Consider the following 20,142-nt stretch of genomic DNA (forward strand, 5'->3'; position numbering starts at 1 on the left):
ATTCCAGAACGGGCCAATGCTATCATCCGACCTCTTTTATGCCGGGGATCTCAGGCAACCGTTTGGTTTTTCTCACAATTATGACGGTTCGCCCCGACAAAAAGAGGCCTTGGAGGAGGCGTCTCAATGTATAAGACCATCTATATCCCGGTCGATAATTCCGACCATTCCAATACAGCCGTCGACGTGGGCGTCGAGTTCGCGAAGACCTTCGGATCCAAGATTGTCGGCAGCCACGTCTACGCGGCGAAGATGCACGACAAACGCTTCAAGCAGATGGAAGCGGGACTGCCGGAGGAGTATCACGATGAAAAGGAACTGGACCGCCAGCGGCAGATCCACGATTCGCTGATCACGCGCGGGCTCCAGATCATCACGGACTCCTACCTCGACTACGTCGACAAGAAATGCAACGAGTCCAACCTCCCGATTGAGCGGAAATCCCTTGAGGGCCGCAATTGGAAGGTGCTGGTCGAAGATATCAATACCAACGCCTACGATCTGGTCATCATGGGCGCGCTGGGCGTCGGCGCGGTAAAAGACAGCGTGATCGGCAGCAATACCGAACGCGTGATCCGCCGCATCCGCAACTCGGACATGTTCATCATCAAGAACACCGAGCCGATGAACAATGGCAAGATCGTAGTGGCGGTCGACGGCAGCCCCTACTCATTCGGCGGATTAATGACGGGCCTGGCCCTCGGCAAAGCCTTTAATCGTCCGGTTGAAGCCATCGCGGCATTCGATCCCTATTTCCACTATGCCGCCTTCCACAGCATCTCGGGCGTATTGAACGAAGAGGCCGGCAAAGTCTTCCGCTTTAAAGAACAGGAAAAGCTCCACGAAGAAATCATCGACAGCGGCCTGGCCAAAATTTACCAGTCGCATCTCGATATTTCCCGAGAAATCGCCCAGGCCGAGGAAACTGACGTCAAGACGACGCTCCTCGACGGCAAGGCGTTTGAAAAGATCATCCAGTATGTCCGCAAGGATGTCCCCTGGCTGCTGATCGTCGGCCGCATCGGCGTCCATAGCGATGAAGATATGGATATCGGCAGCAACACGGAGAATCTCTTGCGCAGCGCTCCGTGCAATGTCTTAGTGTCCAATCGCAAGTATGTGCCCCCGATCGATACCCAGGCCGAGTACACCATCGCCTGGACGGAAGAGTCCCTTCGCCGCATGGAAAAGATCCCGATCTTCGCCCGTGGCGTCGCCAAGACGGCCATTCACCGCTATGCGATCGAAAAGGGCCACACGATTATCAGCAACACCGTCATTGATGCTGCGGTCGGCCACATTCTCCCCAAGGGCGCGATGGACGCGATGCGCGCGTTGGGCGGCAACCTTGAAGCGGCCGGAATCGATCGCGACAAGATGCAGGCGGACGATTCGGTCGCCCAAGACCTCATGGGGAACACCCTGAGCGGCATGATGACCGGCATTGTAGAAGAGAAACCGAAGAATTCTGCCGGAACCCAAGCCTATCTCGACCGCATGAGCCAAAACTACTTCGTGTGCGACGGCTGCGGGTATATCGGAAAGGGCGACACGCCGGTGAAATGCCCGGTCTGCTCAGCCGACGGCGACAAATTCAAGCTGGTCGATAAACAGATCTTCGAAGCGGCCGCCAAAGCCGAAGGCGAACTGGAAACCGATCTGGCCTATGACGATGTCCCTATGCAATGGACGAAGGACGCGAAGGAAGCGATCCGCGCGGTTCCCGCCGGCTTCCAACGCCGTCGCGCCAAAGCCAGGATCGAAAAGAGCGCCAGAAAGCTCGGCATGACGACAATTACATTGGAATACGCCGCTCCTACGATCAAAGAAGCAGCGGATGAAGACTATCAACCCATTTTCGCAAATAAAGGCACCGGCACCTCGCCGGCCGCTGAGGTCAAGCTCGCCGCAACGACCACGAATGGGACGAACGGCGAACATGCAAACGGCAACGGCACCGCTAAGCCAGAAGAGACCTCTCCGTTTACCTGGAGCGCCGACGCCCAGGCTCGGCTGGAGCGGGCTCCGGAAGGTTTTATGCGCGATTGCACCAAGGCCTTGATCGAAAAGCATGCGGAGAAGATCGGAGCGACCCTCATCACGGCTGAAGTGGCCAATGAAGGCATCGAACAGGCCAAGGGCTATATGGCCGACGCCATGAAGACAGGCAATCTCAAAGACATGATTGCCAATCTGACCGGTTCGAAGTCCGGGGCCAACTGATGGGTAAATCGCTCCCGATGCTGGGCCTTCCCTCGTTGCAGGGAGCGCTCGGGTCGCTTCAACAGCAGATCACGCAGTTCATGACCCCCGCGCCGAAGGGCGAAGGAGTCTATGACGGCCGGACCGTCGATGACTTCAAGCCGTATCTCGTTGCGCTCAATCTGACAAAGCGCTGCAATCTCAAATGCGATCACTGCTACCTCGATGCCACCACTAAATCGGCCGGCGGCGACGACGAGCTCTCGACTGAAGAGTGCTACAAACTCATCGATCAAATCGCAGAAGTGAATAAGGGCTGCCTGCTGGTCATTACCGGCGGAGAGCCGCTGGTCCGTCCCGACATTCTCGACATCGCCCGCCATGCGGTGAAACTCGGCTTCATGGTCGTCTTCGGCACCAACGGCATGCTCATCAACGACCAGATGGCCAAGGCCCTGGTCGAGATCGGCGTCATGGGCGTCGGCATCAGCATCGATTCGCTCGATGCCGCCAAACACAATTCTTTCCGTGGCGTCCCGGGCGCCTGGGAAGCCGCTGTGGCCGGCATTGAAGCCAGCAAGCGCAATGGCCTTCAATTCCAAGTCCATTTCAGCGCGCAGCCGATGAACTATCAGGAGCTGCCGGCGGTCATCGAATGGTCGCATCAACTCGGCGCGCGGGTGCTCAATGTGTTCTTCATGGTCTGCACGGGCCGTGGCGAAGAGCTCACGGACATTACGCCGGCGCAGTACGAAGAAGTGCTGGGCTACCTGGTCAATTGCCAGGACAACTACAAGGGCATGCTGGTCCGCGCCCGTTGCGCTCCCCACTTCAAGCGCTTGGCCTATGAGAAGGATCCGAACTCTCCCATCACAAAAGCCACCGGCTACATGGGCGGCGGTTGCCTCGCCGGCACGAACTACGCGCGGGTCACACCGAACGGCGAATTGACGCCCTGTCCGTATATGCCGCTTTCGGCCGGCAATGTCCGCGAGAATAGTTTCGTCGACCTGTGGGAAAAGTCCGACGTCTTCAATTCCTTCCGCTACCCACAGCTCAAGGGGAAATGCGGCGACTGCGAATATACCGATATCTGCGGCGGCTGCCGCGCCCGTCCCTACGTAGATCATGGCGACTGGCTGGATGAAGACGAATGGTGTCTCTACACGCCCAAGGGCGGAGAAAAGATTAAAGTCGCCTTCAACGTCGCGGAAGAATCCGCAATCCCCTGGGACGAGGCATCCGAGCTGCGCTTGAGCCGCATTCCCTATTTTCTCCGCGCGATGGTCAAGAAGGGCGTCGAGAAGCACGCCCGCGAGAATAGCGTCCCGCTGATCACCATTGAGTTGATGGAAGAACTCAGGAAAAAGCGATTCGGCAACGACGCGCCCGTCTTCAATTTCGACATGAAGGGTAAAGAGTGAGGTCGTAACGGCGGCGAACGGTTGCTGTCTTCCCTCACGAATGCGCTATGGATGCCCTCCAAAGTATTACGACGGATCTGAACACTCTGATTCCGATCATCAATCACTGGTTCCACCTGCTGTCCGCCATCATTTGGATCGGAGGGCTGGCGTTTCTCGTCATGGCCGTGACCCCGGGCCTAAAGAAAGCCGTGGCGAAAGAGCAGATTAAGCCCATCAGCGACGTGTTTTACCAACACTATAAGAAGATCGCCGGAATTCTTTTAGTGGTGCTGCTGTTTACCGGCGGGGTCAACCTGCACTACGTCAATCAGGTCATGACCTCGCAGACGCAACTGGGCATCCAGCACAATGCCAAGTACTTGACCGTGTTCTTCATCAAGCTTGGATTAGTCCTCTGTCTCATGACCCTGTTTCTCTATACCGTCATCTTCAAGTCAGATGATGACGTAGAGGCCGACGAGGATTATGAAGTCATTCCCTATCAACGTGCGGCTCTCTGGATGGGGTTTTTCATTGTCCTCTGTGCGGCCGCAATGAAACATCTCCACCTATAAGCGCGTCGTCCCCTCGCTCTCGCTCCCACGCTGTATCAAAGCAGATAGCGCTCGTACTGTTTCAGATACATTGATTCGCCATCGGTTATTTCCTCTCGCCAGGAATTTTCTCCACCTCATTTCCGCATCATAAAAAATCAATGCTTTAGGACTCCTTTGCTTGAACGAGGGCTGCGCTATGTCTGGTACGCCCATTGCTGTAGCACTGGTACGTACTTGTTCTCCCTAGGGCCCATTCGAAGAAAGGATCGTTCCTTTTGGCTATGACGTCTTTTTCATTCAGTACTCCATTCGATCGGATATGGCATGGCGCGACGCCGCCAGTTACGCACCTTGTCTCTGAGGGTTCCCCTCTGCAGGGTGATGCTGTTCTTGGATTGTGCCCATCCAAAAGCACGCTGGTGCCTTCGTCCATCGCCATGAGCGCCGTGCCTCCGAAAGGAGGCACGGCCTATCGTACTCATTGTTTCCAACAGGTTCGACACAACGCTTTGCGTATCGCCGTCATCATGAAAGGGTTGCTATGTTGATGATTCATCCTCCGGCAGAGTCGACCATGGGGATCAGCTCACAATCAGAACGTCCGCCATCTCAAAAAGAGCCTCGACGGGTCTCTTTACAGCACAAGCCGACGACCAGGCTGACGATCACGCTGTCATTGCAACTGGTCAATCAACTGCGAGATGCCGCCTACTGGACGCCGCAGACCACACTGGCCTGGCTCGTTGAAGACGCCCTTCGTGCGGCCCTCACGACGATGGAAGCCACAAATCGTGGCCCATTCCCCCCTCGTGAGCAAGAACTGAAAGCTGGGCGCCCGCGCGGAACGCGGAAGGCAGGACAAACCAAGACACTCTTGATCCGGCAAACGATATCCGGACAACCCGGCGGATCGGCGGCACTCTCATCGAAGAAATGGCCCGCGCCACCGAATCACAGCGGAATCAACACGCCATCCGTCGCAACCAGCACGGAAGAGCGCGTAAGAAACTGAGCGTCTGGCTTTCCAGTTCCGCTATGTGGAAGAGGGAGTCGTGATCGGACAATCAGGATGTGCGCGGGCCTGAGAAGGCCCGCTTGAATACGGCCTTCAGCCCGAAATAGGCGAACGAATCTTTCAGATTTGAGTAGAACCGTTGGAACCGCCCCATCTCAGGATTCGTCACATACTCCATCGTCAGCGCAACCCGCTCCTCGCCTTCTGCCAGAGGGGTGACCGCATGCCAGAGCTTGTCACCGTTGAAGATCACCATGTCTCCGGGCTCGGTGATGAGTTCCAGATGCTGCGTCTCCTTCGCAGGGTCGTCCTTAAACAGATCGCACACCAACTTGCAGTGCGTTGAGCGGTCGACCATCCCCATCAAGATCGTATAGCGCGCACCCTTGTAGTACGACGTATCGTAATGATACCCGATGTGGTCCCCCGCCTCCGTGTAGTAGTAGAGGGCGCAGGAATGCGGGTCATCGTCCGGGCACAACAGCAGATTCGCCTGCACCAACCGGTTCAGAAAACTGCGATAGGCGGACGACCGGTAAAGATCGAGGAACAGGGGCGCCTGTTCCTGCACCGTGTAGTAACTGACGCTGCCGCCTTTTTTGTGGCCGGGAATATAGTTGCGGTTGATGCGCGGCTTGAGCTCGTTCGCCTGCGGCACAAACGTCGACTCGACAAACGACCGCGGAAGAAATTGCTTGATGACAAGAAACTCGTTCTGCTCCCAATAGGCCTTGTGCAACCGGTCGAAATCGAGGGCCGCAACGGCCTGGTCTACGGCTTCCGTCACTGACATCATGCTGATCGATTGCATGTGCGCTCTAGCCTCCCGCATCACCCATCCACCAATCTCACCTGGACGTACCGGAGCGGTTAATTCAACACCGGGGCTTTCACCACTTCGACGTCGGCAGGCGCTTTGAACTCGAAGACCTCTTCCCCCAGTCCAAGATTCGGCTTCAACGATGAAAACTCAAAGGTGGCGACATTCCCGCTGATCTCATGCAGCCACACCGTGCGAATAAAATAGGTCTTCGGAAAGACCTCCACGACAATCCGCTGCACATGCCGCGAGGGATCCGTCTCCCGTCCCTTCGGCACCAGACTCAAGAGGCGAAGCCCGCCCACGCCGCGCTCTTTCCCGGTTGCCGGAGAAATCTCAAATGATTCGTCCAGCTTCGCCGCGCCTTGGAGAAGCTCCAACGGGGCTTGCGAGGCCGCCATGTGTGTCAGCTTGCCGATGAGCACCTGCTTATGTTCCGGCACATACACTTTGACGTCGTCATGATTCACATAAATCTGCTCATTCGCCGGATCGAGATAGTCCCACCGCAGGCGTCCCGGCTTTTTGATGTAAACCTTGCCCGAAGAAGTCACCGGCCGCTCAAATCCTTCAATCCTGGTCTTTTGCGTAAAGTCCGCCTGAAGATCTTTGGTTTTCTCATAGCGAGCCTGCAACTGCTTCACGACCTCGTGAACTTCCTGCATCGCCTTCTCATTGGGCAGCTCTTCCGCGCCCCAGACAGACCAGACCGGCACGCAGGCGACCATCCCGACCACCACCCAGGCTTTCCATATGCTCATGCTTCAGTTGCTCCCACTGGTCCACGGCGACCCAGCACTTCCCTACGCCCGTCCCGGCCCGCCGCTCCGACGATTCCATCCGCTTCCATTTGTTCGATCATCCGAGCAGCGCGGGGATAACCGACGCGCAACCGGCGCTGAATCAGCGACGCGGACGCCTGCCCGCTCGTGAGCACCAAGTCTTTCGCCTGCTCGTAGACTTCGTCTTTCGCTTCCTCTTCCGCTGCATCTTCCTGCTTCAACGACTGCAGCTCAGGATCATATTTGGGCAACGCTTGTTTCTTCACAAATTCCACGACGCGCCGCACATCGTCATCGGACACGAACGAGCCGTGCAACCGGGCGAGCCGTCCCGTGCCCGAAGCCAGATATAACATGTCGCCGCGGCCCAACAACGCTTCGGCGCCGTTGGCATCCAGAATCGTGCGCGAGTCGGTCTTCGATGACACTTGGAAGGCGATTCGGGCAGGGAAGTTCGCCTTGATCAGGCCCGTCAGCACATCCACCGACGGCCGCTGCGTCGCCAGCACGAGGTGGATGCCGGATGCTCTGGCCATCTGCGCCAGGCGGGCGATCTTGTCTTCCACATCTTTCGGCGCCACCATCATCAAATCGGCCAACTCGTCGATCATCACGACAATATAGGGCAGCGGCTCAGGCGGCGTCGGACGATCACGAGGGGCCGGATCGACTTCGGGATCCGTCGATTCACCGGCGGAAAGGCGCTGCTCTTCCGTCAGGAACTGCATCGGCAATTCCGGCTGATTCGCCGCCGCCGTCTCTTCCGCAAACACCTCATGCAACCCTGCCACCTTGCGATTATAGGCGTCGATATTCCGCACACCGGCTTCCGACAGCAACTTGTACCGCCGTTCCATCTCAGCCACCACCCATCCCAACCCGCGCGCCGCCGACTTCGCATCGGTGATGACGGGCCGCAGCAAGTGGGGAATACCGTCATACGACGAAAATTCCAGCATCTTCGGATCGATCAAGAGCAACTTGACTTCGCTCGGCCGAGCGGAAAACAGAATGCTCAATAACATTGTATTGAGTCCAACGCTCTTGCCGGCACCGGTGGCACCGGCCACCAGCAGATGCGGCATCGTCTTAAGGTCTGCGATCGCAGGAGCGCCGAAGATATCCTTGCCCAGCGCCAGCGTAAGCTTTGAGCGGGCCTTCGTGAAGGTCTCGCTCATCACCACTTCTTTCATCGACACCGTTTCGCGGGCCAGGTTCGGCACTTCGATTCCAACCACCGACTTCCCAGGGATCGGCGCGACAATGCGCAAACTGATCGCCTTTAATCCCAGGGCCAGATCGTCCGCCAGATTCACAATCCTCGCCACCTTCGTTCCGGGCGACGGTTCAAACTCATACATCGTCACGACCGGTCCTGGCCGCACCTCCGTCACCTTGCCGATGATTCCAAAGCTGGCCAATGCGCGCGTCAGCACATCCGACTGGGCCTTCAATTCATCATCCGACATGCGCGTGATCGGACCGGTCGGATCGCTCAACAGCACATCCGGATCGGGAAGTTCATAATCCCCGGCATCGACCTGCGTCGAAACGGCCTCCACCTCCTGGTCGTTCGCTTCGGCGGGAGCAGGAAAGGACGCGATCGGCGGCTGAATCACCGGCCACTCCGTCACCGCGGCCGGCTCATATTCTTGGACCGCTGAAGCCTCGGCAATCTCTTCCGCGGCAGGCAGGACACTTTCTTTCACCACTCGGCTCCGCTGCCGTCGATTACCGGTCTCTACCGGTGGTTCATCCACCGGTTCCGGCATCCATGCTGCCAGCTTCTCTCTCCAGGCTGCCCAACGCTCCGGGAAGCCCTGAACCAACTCAGTCAATGACAGCGGTGTCGTGAACAGAAGCGAGACCAAGAAACTGGCCAGTATCACAATGTGGGCGCCGGTGCTGGCAAACCAAGATCGAAGTCCATCGGCCAGGACTTGTCCGAACACGCCTCCCGCCATCCCTCGATGCACGAAGCCGCTGCTCAACGTAGGCACGGCCGTGGCTTCGAGATGTAGAAAGGCACTCAGGAACAGGACCGCTCCGAGCGAACTGACGGCCGTGCGCAGCCGGATACTGACGGGACTCTGAGAAAAGCAGCGCAAGCCGAGTTTGCCGAGCAAGGGAGGAAACAGGTAGGCCGCCCCGCCGATCAGGAAAAAAAATCCCCCGGCAAGGACCGCCCCGAATGAACCGATCAAATTGCGCGGCGGGGCCGAAGCCGGAGCGCCGGACGCCACTGTCTCGGCTTCACCCGGCACAAATGACAGCAGGCTTAACAGCGTGAGCAAGCTCAGCGCGACTAAGATCACGCCAATGACTTCACGCTGGATATGGGAAGGAGGAGCGGGGGCGCGGCGGGCTTCACCCCGCTTCGCCGACGTAGTAGCACCCATGCCGCGGATGCTAACACAGGGGGGAAAGCGTTTCAAACAATGGCGCCGGAACAAGACTGAGCATGCCGCGATCCCGACGCCCAGCAGTTATCCCGGGGAGAGCATGCCCCGCGTCAGCTGGATCAATTGCTCACGCGACAACACTTCCGCTCTGACGGAAGGCGAGAGAGCCAGGCGGTCAAGCGCTCCGGCAATGCGCCCCTGATCGTAGCCTTCGTCCTTGAGCGAGTTCACCAGCGTCTTGCGCCGGTGGGCGAAGGCGGCCTTCACAAGCGCCGCAAACTTCGGCTCTTCTGCAGCGCTGAGCTCCCGCTGCACTCTCGTCCGCAGCAAGACCACCGCGGACCCAACTTCCGGCCGGGGCCGGAAACATTGGGCGGACACGCGGAAGGCTTTGGTGATCTCAGCGGCATACTGCGCCATGACGGACAAGACGCCATAGTCGGAGCTGCCGGGCTTAGCGACCAAACGGTCGGCCACTTCATTCTGAAGCATCAGGACTAAGCGGGGGAATCGATCCCGCTGATCCAGCAATCTGAACAACAACGGCGTCGAGATGTAATACGGCAAATTAGCCACCACGATGGTTCCGCTCGGCAGATTTTCCACGGGATAGACCAAGGCGTCATCAAGCACGAGGGTCAGATTGGGAAACTCCGCCTGCCGTTCAGTGAGATAGGCATAGAGCCGCGGGTCGATCTCCACGGCCGTGACATGGCCAGCGGTCTTACAGAGCACCTCCGTTAGCACACCGCGACCCGGGCCAATTTCTAGGACCGGGTCGTTCTGGGAAATGTCCGCCAGCGCCACGATTTTGCGCACGATGTTGGGATCGATGAGAAAGTTCTGACCGAGCCGTTTGATCGCGGCGGGAGGATCGGCCGGAGAATTCAAGAAAGGATCCGACTGTCCCACGCCTCACGCACCAGGAGGGGTGCGTGGGGTTGCCGCCAACTGCTTGGCCAACGTCGCCAGCGGCGTACGGTAGCCGTCAATCGTGTCGTTGAACTCTTCGACCAAATCGTTGGTAAACGACGGCCCCGGGTGAATCGCGGCAAACTTCTGCCCCTCAGCCGGCCCCACCGCCTCGGTAATGAGCGTGACCGTGCGGGCTTTCCACTTCGCCACCCGCTCGTCACCCGCCACCGTGTTCAAATCCTCGCGCGTTTGCTTGGCCAGCGCGTCCAGTTCTTTGATCTGCTGCTGAACCACTGCCAGGCCCTTAGATACTTCCTGCGACATATCGGCGGAGTCCTTCCTATTTGACGCGCGCCATCGCACGATTTTGGGCAATCCTGGCGGCCAGCGTCATCGCTTCCACCAGGCTGCCGGGATCAGCCACGCCTTTCCCGACAATATCGAACGCCGTGCCGTGATCGACGGAGGTGCGGATGATCGGGAGTCCGACCGTCAAGTTCACGCAGGTCCCGAACGCCACGAGCTTCAATGGGATCAAACCCTGGTCATGATACATCGCCACGATACCGTCATACTGCCCCTTGACCGCTTTCCCGAATAGCGTATCGGCCGGCTGTGGATCGCTGGCCATGATCCCCTGCGCCTGCGCGGCACGGGCGGCAGGAAGAATCACTCGGGCCTCCTCATTACCGAAGAGCCCATGTTCACCGGCATGGGGGTTCAATGCGGCGACTCCGATTCTGGGCTTCTTGATGCCATAGAGATCGGTAAGCGCCCGATGGGCGAGTCGAATCGCCTTTTCAATCTTCGCCTGCGTCAGGAGCTTGGACAAATCCTTGATCGCCACATGCGTCGTCACGAACATGATGCGCAGCGGCCCGCCGACGATCATCATGCCGGATTCTTTGGCGCGAGTCAGATCCGCTAGCAGTTCGGTATGGCCCGGGTAGTGACAGCCCGCCATGTTGATGGCTTCTTTATTGATCGGCGCCGTGACGATACCGTCGATACAGCCGATTTCCGCCAGATGCACGGCTTTCTTGATGAACTCGACGGAGGCCGCGCCGGTTTCCGCCGCCGCGATGCCTAATGCAAATTTCTTCAGTGGCTTCTCCATCGGATCAAGCACGGCCACGGCATTCCCCTTCGGCGGAACGGGATCGTGACCCTGCACCGGCACCACCGCCAGCTTGAGCCCTAACTTCTTGACGGTCCGCTCCATGACCGACACAGACCCGATCACCAGCGGCAAACAGAGGCGCTGCACCTCTCGACCCGCCAGCGCTTTGGCGATCACCTCCGGACCGATCCCGGCGGGATCGCCCATCGTGATCCCAAGCAGGGGCAATGACGGTTGCGTGCTGACTGAACGTTTAGAAGGCATAGAGATACACCGTATACCCCACATACAGGATGGCGCCAGCGCCCAGCAGCGCGGGCTGCCATCGACCGCCGACGAGAATTTGGAGCAGGCAAAGGCCTGCCGCGACCATGGCCAAGACCATGGTGAGCATCGCTGACGGGGCCAGCGCCCACTCAGTTCCGATCAACCCCACCGAGACAGGAAAGGTCCCCTGGAACACCATGGCTCCGGTGACATTCCCGATCGCCAGACGATCTTTTTTCCGATAGAGCCAGAGAAAACTGTTCGACATTTCCGGCAATTCCGTCGCCAGCGGAGCAATGAGCAACGCCAGAATCAGCGGGGAAACCGCAAACGTGGTCGCCACGGTCTCCGCGGCGGTCACAAATAAGTGCGCCCCCGCAATCAATCCACCGAGACCGGCCACCGCTTGCAGCCCGATCATCGTATACGACGGCGTCTGAGCTCGTTTGGCAAACACCAGCGGGTCCAGCGATCCTTCGCCACCGTCTTCATCCTCGGCGCTGAATTTGATCTTCATGTAGTAGATGTAGAGACCCATCAATCCGATCGCCGCCGCCACATGGACCGCATGGGAGGGAATGAACACGCAGCCCAGCGCGACGGCGTAGCCGACCGTAAAAAACGTCAGATCCGTCCGAACCTCACCGTAATTCAAATGGAACTGCGCCGACCGCTTGCCGGCGCGGGCAAACAAGATCAGCAGCAGGGCGAGAATCGGCAGTACCAGCGTACTGAGCATGAACGGGGCTCCGAGGATCGCGCCCAGACCGACGTCCGCTTCCTGCTGACTCTTCCCGAAAAAAATCGCGATGACGGGAATCGACGTTTCCGGCAAGGTGGTTCCGATTGCCGCAAAAATGCTGCCGACCGCGCCTTCGGAAATACCGAGCCGCTTCCCCAGCCACTCGATGGCATTGGTGAATAAGCTACATCCGCCCAGCGTGACGGCCACTGACACGAGAAACAACAGCACATAGAACAGCAGAGTCACGAGCGTTGTCCCTTCTTGCCCTTCCGCAGCGCCAACCGAGAGTACGCCACGCGCGCCTCATCCATGACATCTTTCAACGGACGGCCGGTTCGAACGGCAATCTTCTGGCAATCGACATATTCCGGCGCCGCCTTTTCCCACCCGGCTCCGACCTCGCCGACTTTCATCCGCACCGATCCGCCGGGTACCGCAACCGTTACAAATCGCCGCGGGAGCACCTGCCGGTCGAGCTCCTGAATCCGGACACCCAACGCCGTGGTTTCCTGCAAGACGACCTCCACCACCGCATCGATAGATGTGCGTGGCGCGAGACAACTCAGGATGACGCCGGGCCGGCTGCGTTTCATAATGACGGGAATCAACGCCACATCGAGCGCGCCCACAGCAAACAACTGCGCCATCACGTGCTCGTAGGCTTGAGGGTTCAGATCATCAAGATTGGTTTCGACCTGCACCACTCGGTCGGTCGGCCGCCCGCTGGCCGCTGTCTCATCGGCCAGAAAGACCCGGAGCGCATTGGGCCACCCCTCAGGATCGGCATCGCCGGCACCGTACCCGACTTGCGCAGACTCAAGCACGGGCATTGCTCCGAACGAAGTCGCCAGCGTACGCAACAGCGCCATCCCCGTCGGCGTCGCCAATTCGCAGCGTGGCCCGTCCGAATAGATGGGAATGCCCTTCGCAAGCGCGGCAACGGCCGGTCCGGGAACCGGGAGCAACCCGTGAGCAGTTCGTATCGTCCCGGCGCCGACATTTACCGGCGAAGCGGTGACCGTCGTGACTCCCAGCAGATGACAGCCCAATATGCCCCCTACGACGTCGATAAACGAATCGATCACACCGACTTCATGAAAATGGACATCGCGCTTTTCGACTCGATGGGCTTGCCCTTCGGCCTCCGCCAGATGGTCGAACACCGTCCGGCTCTGTTCTTTCACCACCGCCGGTAAAGTGCTGTCCGTCAGAATCTTGTGAATGCGGGAAAGCGTGAGCGGGCGATCGAATCCGCGTTGGATTGCCACCGTAATCTTGGTTGCATGCAACGCCCCGCGGTGCACCTGCCGCTGTTCAAGACGATATCCCGCTAATTTCAGACGTTTCAGTTCGGTCCGTAGCGTGGCCAGCGAAAGTCCGACATCGACGAGAGCGCCGAGCACCATGTCCCCGCTCACGCCCGAGAAACAATCGACATGCAACCGTCGTCCCACGCACACTCCTTATCGACACATCGTGAAAAATCCGCTCATCTTACCCAAGGCGCCGCACAACGGCAATCGCTTCATCGGGTGGTAGCGGCAGGATGCTCAAAAAGATCACGGCTCTCGCCCACCCAACCCCGGCGAGTCGTCCGCTCCGGTACGTGGAACCTCTGAGCGACGCGAGAACGACGCTGGCGGTCTTTTTCAGCATCCTGTGCGGTCTTTCATTGACAGCCCCTGGAGGCTATGTTATCCCCGGTACATGACGCACACATGTTTCGAATTCGCTTCCACAGCTGCACGGACTACTTCGATCACACGCGCGAGCCGCTCAACTCCGATCTTCCTCCTGCTTGGATGCCTGATCGGCTTTATGGCGATCGCTCCTGCCGACGGATTTGCCAAGACAAAGGCGCCGCGCGTCCCGCGCCCGGATCCGGAACTCAAAATTCTGGACTTACGCATCGCCCCAACGCCCTATGAGGCAGGCAACGGGTCCTTGGATTTTTCTATGAATATCCAGCTCCCGAAAGAGCTGAACGGCGCGACCGTCCTCGAAGTCTCTGCCCTGATCAGTTCTCCCTCGAAAACATCCTTGCGCTTTCTGACACATCGCCAGGCGCTTCAGCCGCAATCAACCAAGCCCGGCGAAGCACGAACAACCCTCCCGATCCGCCTGTCCTGGGATGGGAAGGACCACCGAAAGCAACTGGCCGGCCCAGGCGTCTATGCATACGAAGTCCGCACGAAATTGCTGGCGAACGGCGAGAAAGGGCTGCGCACCATGATGGTGGCTTGGCCTAAACGCGGGGAGCTGACCATTAAGTAGCGGCCGGCAAACGGGCGGCATTGCCCATCATATTGATGCGATGGGCGAGACATCCCGCCCCGAATCCATTGTCGATATTCATCACTCCGACACCCGCTGCGCAAGAATTCAGCATCGTGAGCAACGCGGCGAGCCCCCCGAAGCTTGCGCCGTAACCCCGGCTCGTCGGCACCGCCACGACAGGGCAATCGACCAACCCTCCGACAACGCTTGGCAACACGCCATCCATTCCGGCAACCACAACCGCCACGCGCGCCTCAAAGAGCCGCTCCTTCCGGCCTAGCAACCGGTGCAGTCCGGCAACACCCACATCGTATAGCGTTTCGACATGACTGCCCATCACCTCCGCCGTCACTCGCGCCTCTTCGGCCACCGGCACGTCGGCAGTCCCGGCGGTTAGAACCAGAATATGTCCTGCGCGGCGCGCGGGTTTGCGGTCGATCGCCACGATGCGCGCCTCGGCATGATAGCGGGCCCGGCGATCGAGTTTCAGAATGGCCTTCGCAACCCCTGGCTCGGCTCGGGTCGCCAGAAACGGCCCGCCGTTCTTGATCAAGGCGCGGGCAATGGCGACCGACTGTTTCACCGTCTTGCCTTCGCACAACAGCACTTCAGGAAACCCCTGACGGAGCGACCGATGATGATCCAGCGAGGCAAAGCCAAGATTTTCGAACGGCAGGCTGCGCAACCGCTGGACAGCGCGGGCGACCGTCATCCGACCAGTGCGCACATCCGTTAACAGCTGCTCAATCCCCTCTGGACTCATATCCGTCCCTTCTCCGGCTTTGCATCCCGTTCCATGAGATCACTCACCGCCTTCCGGCAAGATTTTCCCTCGAACAAAACGGCATTGATCTCCTGCGTAATCGGCATCTCGACTTGATGCCGCTGCGCGAGTCCCAGCGCGGCCCGCGCCGTGCGAACCCCTTCCGCCACGGCCTGCATCCCTCCCAAAATGGCATTGAGGGATTCGCCCTGGCCCAGTCGCACACCAACCGTGTGGTTCCGGCTGAGCGAACCGGTGCAGGTCAAGACCAGATCGCCGACACCGGAGAGTCCGTATAACGTTCGCGGATCTGCGCCCATCGCCGCACCCAACCGCACAATCTCGGCAAGCCCGCGCGTGATCAAGGCGGCCCGTGCGTTATGCCCTAAGCCCAATCCATCGACCACTCCGGCGGCCAGCGCCATGACATTCTTCAACGCCCCGCCGAGTTGCAGCCCGATGAGATCGGTATCGCCATAGACCCGCAAAGCCGGTGTCATCAAGGCAGCCTGAAACCGCGCCACCAGCTGCGCATCACGCCCGGCCAGACAGACCGCCGTCGGCTTCCCGGCGCTGAGCTCGCTGGCGAAGCTCGGCCCGGATAGCGCCATCAGATATTGCTCCATGGATTCCGGGAGCACCTCGTCCATGATCTGCGTCATCAGTTTTGAGCTGTCCTCCTCCACCCCTTTGGTAGCACTGATGAGCGGAATCGGACGCGACAGGCAAGCGGCCATCTTCCGAAGCACCAGTCTCGTCACATGGGACGGGACCACAAACAGAATGCCGTCGCGCTGCTCAATCGCCTCCGTCAGGGACGCAGTCGCAGTCAGCGAGTGCGGAAGCGGAACCGCGGGAAGAAACACTCGATTCTCGTGTGTCGCATTGATGGAATCGACCACTTCACGTTCATGGGCCCAGAGGTGAATCTCCAGCCCCTTCTCCGCCAAGTGCTTGGCCAGAGCGGTCCCCCAAGCACCGGCTCCAATGACTCCGAGTGATCTGATCTCCTGCATTTCGGATCAATCCTATCGTGAAAATGGAGGCGGCGCGGATTATAGGAAGCCCCCGGCTAGGAGTCAACGAACGGAACAGCGCTCTTGGAATTGTCAAGCCAGGAGCGATGGAACATCAATACTCCGGACGACGATGGCACATGCCTTGCTCCATCCATGCGTAGTTTTGCAAAAATCCTTCGCCGGAATCGCATCGGGACTTAGGATAGGTCAACCACTGCTGTAGTCGGAGAACGCCTATGACGCAACGAATGTCTACAAACCGTACCTGGGGAGGAGCCCTATTGGTGGGCCTCTTGTCCTTTCTTATCGCCACGCCCTATGCGTATCCTGAGGCCTACATCGGGGGACAGATCGGAACTACACTCGCAGGAAACAGCCTTAGCAGAGTGGACCTCACTGACTTCTCACCCTTGGGATCGATGTCAGGCCGTGACCTCGCAGGCTCTCCTTTACTCGGTGGAAAGGTTGGGTACTACTTCCCAAAAGTTCGTTGGTTCGGCATCGAATTCGAAGCCAACTATAGAACTCCCCACATAGAGCAGCAGCAGACGAGGGTATCGATTCCCACATCTGCGGTTCTCAGAGATTTCGGACCAGTCACCGGCGGAGAAGCAAATGGAATATTATCCGGTGACCACTTTCGCGTCATAACAATAGCGCCTATCAATTTAATGTTCCGATACCACAAAATACGACTTCAGCCCTACTTCGGAATTGGCCCCGGAATATTCCTGGCAAAAGTGACTACGACTCAACCTGCTTTTGCTGGTTCGCAGAGCTCCACCCAGCTAGGCCTGAATGCTAAGGTGGGTGCGGAATACTTCTTCACAAAACACTTCACAGGGTTTGTTGAGGCCAAATACAACTATGCGAGATTCAACTTCGAATCTAATAGCACAGGTAGCTTTGGATTCAGAGGCACCTACAACCCTCTCTTCCTTTCCTTCGGAGTTAGCTACCACTTCTAGCCGCCGCTGCGCTGTCATGAAACAACAGCGCGGCACATACCCACACCACACATATCCGATATTATTTCCCGCTCCCGTCACTACTCTGTCCCACCGGTTTACGTGGGGTGCCGTTTCACCGTAGTATGCAGGGTATGCAGATCTGTCCGAGCTGTCACCAGTCACTCCCGGAGATCAATCGCTTCTGTACCCAGTGCGGACAACGGCTCGCGGCGACCGCATCGTCTTCACCGGAGCCTGCCTCGCCTCCTGCGCAGCCGACGGCACCGGAACAATTAAACTTGAATGTCCTCTATGGCATGGTGGGCGCGTTGATCCTCGCCGTACTGCTCCCCCCATGGGAAACCCCGCCGAGTCAGCCTCCGGAATTCCTCGGTTTTCACAGCGTCCTCTCCCCGCCGACTCCCGAGGCGATCATCAGCCGCATGTTGCTCACCATCGAGCTGACCACCATCACCATTGGGGGCTTGTACGGGGCGTTCTTCTTCAGGCAAAGACCGTAAATCAGACACCAAATGACAAGTCTTACTCATTGAACTCAACTGCAAGTCATCAGGCCGCTCAAAATGTCCCGATAACTAGGCCGCAGGTGAGTGCAAACCGGAAGCGTACCCGTCTCACCCGCCCACCCCTCGCTGCTAGCGCAGCTTCTCCCCGGTGGGGTACGTTGAGGATTTTCACGAGCCGAGAACGACGTCTGGGAACCGGCGCGTCTCGGCGCGCCAGGGTTGGGCGGGTGAGAACGTAGGCATTTTCAGCGGTCTTGAAATCTCAATCCAGAGCCAGCGTGAGACACTTGGCCGACCCGCCGGACTTCATGAATTCGTCCAACGGCAGAGCGTGCGTTCGATATCCGCGGGATTGAAGCTGCTGTTCCGTCTCGGGACATCCGGCGGGCAACACCACATATTTTCCCACACACACCGCATTGCACGCGAACCGGAGGGCTTCGCTTTCGGGAACGACGAGGCGAAACCCATCGGGCACCCGCTCCGTGATGACCTCCTGTCCATCCGTATCGAACGCCGCGGGAAAGTAGAGCAGCTCGCCGCCGGACAGGGGACAGAAGCACGTATCGAGATGGTAGAAACGTCCGTCGACAAGTTCGAGGGGAATGATCTCCTGCGTGAAGACCTCGCTAAGCAGGGGGAACACCCGTATATCCGATCGCTGGCGATAGCCTCCGAACCAGCAATCTGAAAACCCCAGCAGGTCCCCGGCGCCTTCGAAAAAGAACTCGGGCTCCAAGGTCACCACGTCATAGCCGGCGCTGCGAAACCAATCCTCGAAATAGGCTTCCTCCCGTTGACGCTCGGGATAGCGAAACCGGCTAACGACCGCTCGCCGGCCGACGACCACACCGGCATTGGCAGTAAACACCAAATCCGGCAACCCCGGCACCGGGCGCATCCGCTCCAGTACCACTCCGGCTTTCCGCTCAAGCACATGCATGAGCCCGTGCCACTGCCTAACGGCACTGACACGATCGACCGTGTTGGAACGCCGCATCCAGGGATTGATCTCATACTCGATGTCGAAATAGTCCGGAGGACAGACCAACAGCCGGCTCACAGAGACCTCCCGAGTTGCCTGGCCAGTTCGTTGAGAAAGGAGGCCGCATCCATCACCAGACCGACGGCTTGGAAACTGCCTCGATCGGCAAGCTTCGTGGGAACCGACGCATTGATATCGACACAGACGGTCGGCACGGACGCGGGAAGCAGATTCCCGGTGGCCACCGCATGCAGCGTGGAGGCGACCAATAGTGCCAACCCGACTCCCGGAATGGCTTCCCGCATGGCCGCTTGCGCGCGCATGGAATCTGTGATGACACCGGGCAATGGGCCATCGTCTCTGATCGTGCCGGCCATCACGACATGAACCCCGGTCTTGATACAGGCCGCCATGATGCCGCGCTTGATCGTTCCTGATTCGACGGCATCCCGAATGCTGCCGATGGCTCGAATCCGGTTGATGGTCCGCAGGTGATGCGCATGCCCATGCGGAACCGCGTGACCGGCATTCATCGCATAGCCTAACGAGGTTCCGTACATATCGGCCTCCATATCATGAGCGGCCAGGGCATTGCCGCAGAACAGGACATGGATGAACCCTTCCTCGATCAACCAGGTCAACGCATCCCGCCCACCGGCATGGATGATGGCCGGTCCTCCGGCTAGCAGTACCTTGGCTTGCCCGCTTCCCGCCCGCCGCTCCTCACGAAGCATGCGCATTCGCCGGGCCACGTCGGCAATGACGTGGCTATGCGGACGCTCAGCGGACACCTTTGATTCCATGAAGGCAAACACGTCACGTTCGCGAGGGCGCTGCAACGGCATCACGCGCACACCCGCCTGGCCGGTCACGATCAGATCTCCCTTGCGGACATCGGCCATCGGAACTGTTCGAGCGGTCATGTGCTGTAGATCCACAGTAATGCCCAGGTCCATCTCGACCCGTTGGACATCCACCCAGGTCTCGTTCAGGCGAACTTCGGTCGGCAGATGGGTAGTGGAATAGAACTCGTCAGGGAATATGCCGTCGGCGGGTGCCGGCTGCACGGCACAATCGGAATCCCGCTCGACCACAGCGCCGTGCGGCTGAATCGCACGCAGAATATGGTTCAACGTCGCGGGCGTCGGAGCCCGTACGACAATCCTCGCCTGCGACTGGTCCTCCCGGGTGCGGCCGATCTCGACCTGATCGAGATCGAACGAGCCTCCCATCATCAGAATCAGATCCAGGACCTTCGCCAGGATCAGAGAGTCGATAATGTGGCCACGCAGAACGATCGTTTCTTGAGCCGTCGTCATCCCACGCTCCCCGCTGCCCTGTCATAATTCTACCACTCCCCGGATCTGAATCGGCAGAAGTGATGGGAAGG

General features: G+C 58.8%; 20 protein-coding genes. 7 read left to right on the top strand and 13 right to left on the bottom strand.

Annotation, left to right across the window (positions count from 1 at the left end; translation table 11 throughout):
• The first annotated feature begins 126 nt into the window (after nt 1–126).
• The 4 genes from NITLEN_RS04025 to NITLEN_RS04040 all read left to right on the top strand — a co-directional run bounded on the left by NITLEN_RS04025 (nt 127) and on the right by NITLEN_RS04040 (nt 5,177).
• On the top strand, nt 127–2,223 hold the full coding sequence (locus NITLEN_RS04025; RefSeq protein ID WP_121988274.1) for a universal stress protein: 2,097 nt from the start codon (nt 127–129) through the stop codon (nt 2,221–2,223).
• Nucleotides 2,223–3,626 carry a radical SAM/SPASM domain-containing protein gene (locus tag NITLEN_RS04030; protein ID WP_121988275.1) on the top strand — a complete coding sequence of 468 codons (1,404 nt, stop codon included), beginning with the start codon at nt 2,223–2,225 and terminating at the stop codon, nt 3,624–3,626. Before NITLEN_RS04025 ends, NITLEN_RS04030 begins: the two co-directional genes overlap by 1 nt.
• A gap of 47 nt (nt 3,627–3,673) precedes the next feature.
• Nucleotides 3,674–4,183: a hypothetical protein gene (locus NITLEN_RS04035; protein ID WP_121988276.1), complete on the top strand. Its 510-nt coding sequence runs from the start codon at nt 3,674–3,676 to the stop codon at nt 4,181–4,183.
• 523 nt (nt 4,184–4,706) lie between these two features.
• Entirely contained in the window at nt 4,707–5,177 is a 471-nt protein-coding gene (locus tag NITLEN_RS04040; RefSeq protein ID WP_121988277.1) for a hypothetical protein, read from the top strand.
• 52 nt (nt 5,178–5,229) lie between these two features.
• On the opposite strand, the gene NITLEN_RS04045 is transcribed toward NITLEN_RS04040, so the two are convergent.
• The 9 genes from NITLEN_RS04045 to NITLEN_RS18010 all read right to left on the bottom strand — a co-directional run bounded on the left by NITLEN_RS04045 (nt 5,230) and on the right by NITLEN_RS18010 (nt 13,887).
• The gene (locus NITLEN_RS04045; RefSeq protein ID WP_121988278.1) at nt 5,230–5,991 is read right to left on the bottom strand and encodes a 2OG-Fe(II) oxygenase; all 762 of its coding nucleotides are present in this window, start codon (nt 5,989–5,991) and stop codon (nt 5,230–5,232) included.
• 59 nt (nt 5,992–6,050) lie between these two features.
• Nucleotides 6,051–6,761: a LolA family protein gene (locus tag NITLEN_RS04050; protein ID WP_121988279.1), complete on the bottom strand. Its 711-nt coding sequence runs from the start codon at nt 6,759–6,761 to the stop codon at nt 6,051–6,053.
• A complete protein-coding gene (locus NITLEN_RS04055; protein ID WP_121988280.1) occupies nt 6,758–9,181 on the bottom strand; it encodes a DNA translocase FtsK in 2,424 nt (807 codons plus the stop codon). Before NITLEN_RS04055 ends, NITLEN_RS04050 begins: the two co-directional genes overlap by 4 nt.
• A gap of 87 nt (nt 9,182–9,268) precedes the next feature.
• A complete protein-coding gene (rsmA, locus tag NITLEN_RS04060) occupies nt 9,269–10,096 on the bottom strand; it encodes a 16S rRNA (adenine(1518)-N(6)/adenine(1519)-N(6))-dimethyltransferase RsmA (protein WP_121988281.1) in 828 nt (275 codons plus the stop codon).
• A 3-nt stretch (nt 10,097–10,099) separates the two neighbouring features.
• On the bottom strand, nt 10,100–10,423 hold the full coding sequence (locus NITLEN_RS04065; protein WP_121988282.1) for a hypothetical protein: 324 nt from the start codon (nt 10,421–10,423) through the stop codon (nt 10,100–10,102).
• A 16-nt stretch (nt 10,424–10,439) separates the two neighbouring features.
• On the bottom strand, nt 10,440–11,483 hold the full coding sequence (gene pdxA / locus NITLEN_RS04070) for a 4-hydroxythreonine-4-phosphate dehydrogenase PdxA (RefSeq protein ID WP_121988283.1): 1,044 nt from the start codon (nt 11,481–11,483) through the stop codon (nt 10,440–10,442).
• Complete coding sequence (locus NITLEN_RS04075; protein WP_121988284.1) at nt 11,473–12,477, bottom strand: sodium:calcium antiporter; 1,005 nt, start codon at nt 12,475–12,477, stop codon at nt 11,473–11,475. The genes pdxA and NITLEN_RS04075 overlap by 11 nt, the downstream gene beginning before the upstream one ends.
• Nucleotides 12,474–13,685, bottom strand: coding sequence for a nickel pincer cofactor biosynthesis protein LarC (gene larC, locus NITLEN_RS04080; protein ID WP_121988285.1), 1,212 nt, complete (start codon nt 13,683–13,685; stop codon nt 12,474–12,476). The genes NITLEN_RS04075 and larC overlap by 4 nt, the downstream gene beginning before the upstream one ends.
• Before the next feature lie 40 nt (nt 13,686–13,725).
• On the bottom strand, nt 13,726–13,887 hold the full coding sequence (locus NITLEN_RS18010) for a hypothetical protein (RefSeq protein WP_181416621.1): 162 nt from the start codon (nt 13,885–13,887) through the stop codon (nt 13,726–13,728).
• A gap of 162 nt (nt 13,888–14,049) precedes the next feature.
• Here NITLEN_RS18010 and NITLEN_RS04085 point away from each other — a divergent pair, with 162 nt between their 5' ends.
• The gene (locus tag NITLEN_RS04085) at nt 14,050–14,505 is read left to right on the top strand and encodes a hypothetical protein (RefSeq protein ID WP_121988286.1); all 456 of its coding nucleotides are present in this window, start codon (nt 14,050–14,052) and stop codon (nt 14,503–14,505) included.
• Here the strand turns inward: NITLEN_RS04085 and larB are convergent.
• A complete protein-coding gene (gene larB / locus NITLEN_RS04090; RefSeq protein ID WP_121988287.1) occupies nt 14,498–15,271 on the bottom strand; it encodes a nickel pincer cofactor biosynthesis protein LarB in 774 nt (257 codons plus the stop codon). The genes NITLEN_RS04085 and larB overlap by 8 nt on opposite strands.
• Nucleotides 15,268–16,287, bottom strand: coding sequence for an NAD(P)H-dependent glycerol-3-phosphate dehydrogenase (locus NITLEN_RS04095; protein WP_121988288.1), 1,020 nt, complete (start codon nt 16,285–16,287; stop codon nt 15,268–15,270). The genes larB and NITLEN_RS04095 overlap by 4 nt, the downstream gene beginning before the upstream one ends.
• 239 nt (nt 16,288–16,526) lie before the next feature.
• Between NITLEN_RS04095 and NITLEN_RS04100 the strand changes: the two genes are divergently transcribed.
• Together NITLEN_RS04100 and NITLEN_RS04105 are read left to right on the top strand one after the other, a co-directional pair.
• A complete protein-coding gene (locus NITLEN_RS04100; protein WP_121988289.1) occupies nt 16,527–17,258 on the top strand; it encodes an outer membrane beta-barrel protein in 732 nt (243 codons plus the stop codon).
• A 134-nt stretch (nt 17,259–17,392) separates the two neighbouring features.
• Nucleotides 17,393–17,761, top strand: a complete 369-nt coding sequence (locus NITLEN_RS04105) for a zinc-ribbon domain-containing protein (RefSeq protein WP_121988290.1) — start codon at nt 17,393–17,395, stop codon at nt 17,759–17,761.
• Nucleotides 17,762–18,029: 268 nt separating this feature from the next.
• On the opposite strand, the gene NITLEN_RS04110 is transcribed toward NITLEN_RS04105, so the two are convergent.
• Both NITLEN_RS04110 and NITLEN_RS04115 read right to left on the bottom strand, forming a co-directional pair.
• The gene (locus NITLEN_RS04110) at nt 18,030–18,830 is read right to left on the bottom strand and encodes a dimethylarginine dimethylaminohydrolase family protein (RefSeq protein ID WP_219999379.1); all 801 of its coding nucleotides are present in this window, start codon (nt 18,828–18,830) and stop codon (nt 18,030–18,032) included.
• Nucleotides 18,827–20,071 (bottom strand): ornithine cyclodeaminase, nickel-pincer nucleotide-dependent, encoded by a 1,245-nt coding sequence (locus tag NITLEN_RS04115; RefSeq protein ID WP_121988291.1) that lies wholly within the window; start codon nt 20,069–20,071, stop codon nt 18,827–18,829. The genes NITLEN_RS04110 and NITLEN_RS04115 overlap by 4 nt, the downstream gene beginning before the upstream one ends.
• Nucleotides 20,072–20,142 lie beyond the last annotated feature (71 nt).

It is taken from the genome of Nitrospira lenta, from assembly GCF_900403705.1.
In the GTDB taxonomy this organism is placed as follows: domain Bacteria; phylum Nitrospirota; class Nitrospiria; order Nitrospirales; family Nitrospiraceae; genus Nitrospira_D; species Nitrospira_D lenta.

Excerpts from the sequence above, each read along its gene's own strand:
- NITLEN_RS04025 (WP_121988274.1), top strand. The coding sequence starts at position 127 with ATGTATAAGACCATCTATATCCCGGTCGATAATTCCGACCATTCCAAT.
- pdxA (WP_121988283.1), bottom strand. The coding sequence starts at position 11,483 with ATGCCTTCTAAACGTTCAGTCAGCACGCAACCGTCATTGCCCCTGCTT.
- NITLEN_RS04115 (WP_121988291.1), bottom strand. The coding sequence starts at position 20,071 with ATGACGACGGCTCAAGAAACGATCGTTCTGCGTGGCCACATTATCGAC.
- NITLEN_RS04055 (WP_121988280.1), bottom strand. The coding sequence starts at position 9,181 with ATGGGTGCTACTACGTCGGCGAAGCGGGGTGAAGCCCGCCGCGCCCCC.
- NITLEN_RS04085 (WP_121988286.1), top strand. The coding sequence starts at position 14,050 with ATGGCGATCGCTCCTGCCGACGGATTTGCCAAGACAAAGGCGCCGCGC.
- NITLEN_RS04095 (WP_121988288.1), bottom strand. The coding sequence starts at position 16,287 with ATGCAGGAGATCAGATCACTCGGAGTCATTGGAGCCGGTGCTTGGGGG.
- NITLEN_RS04050 (WP_121988279.1), bottom strand. The coding sequence starts at position 6,761 with ATGAGCATATGGAAAGCCTGGGTGGTGGTCGGGATGGTCGCCTGCGTG.
- NITLEN_RS04100 (WP_121988289.1), top strand. The coding sequence starts at position 16,527 with ATGACGCAACGAATGTCTACAAACCGTACCTGGGGAGGAGCCCTATTG.
- NITLEN_RS18010 (WP_181416621.1), bottom strand. The coding sequence starts at position 13,887 with ATGCTGAAAAAGACCGCCAGCGTCGTTCTCGCGTCGCTCAGAGGTTCC.
- NITLEN_RS04040 (WP_121988277.1), top strand. The coding sequence starts at position 4,707 with ATGTTGATGATTCATCCTCCGGCAGAGTCGACCATGGGGATCAGCTCA.
- NITLEN_RS04030 (WP_121988275.1), top strand. The coding sequence starts at position 2,223 with ATGGGTAAATCGCTCCCGATGCTGGGCCTTCCCTCGTTGCAGGGAGCG.
- NITLEN_RS04045 (WP_121988278.1), bottom strand. The coding sequence starts at position 5,991 with ATGCAATCGATCAGCATGATGTCAGTGACGGAAGCCGTAGACCAGGCC.
- NITLEN_RS04065 (WP_121988282.1), bottom strand. The coding sequence starts at position 10,423 with ATGTCGCAGGAAGTATCTAAGGGCCTGGCAGTGGTTCAGCAGCAGATC.
- NITLEN_RS04105 (WP_121988290.1), top strand. The coding sequence starts at position 17,393 with ATGCAGATCTGTCCGAGCTGTCACCAGTCACTCCCGGAGATCAATCGC.
- NITLEN_RS04035 (WP_121988276.1), top strand. The coding sequence starts at position 3,674 with ATGGATGCCCTCCAAAGTATTACGACGGATCTGAACACTCTGATTCCG.
- larB (WP_121988287.1), bottom strand. The coding sequence starts at position 15,271 with ATGAGTCCAGAGGGGATTGAGCAGCTGTTAACGGATGTGCGCACTGGT.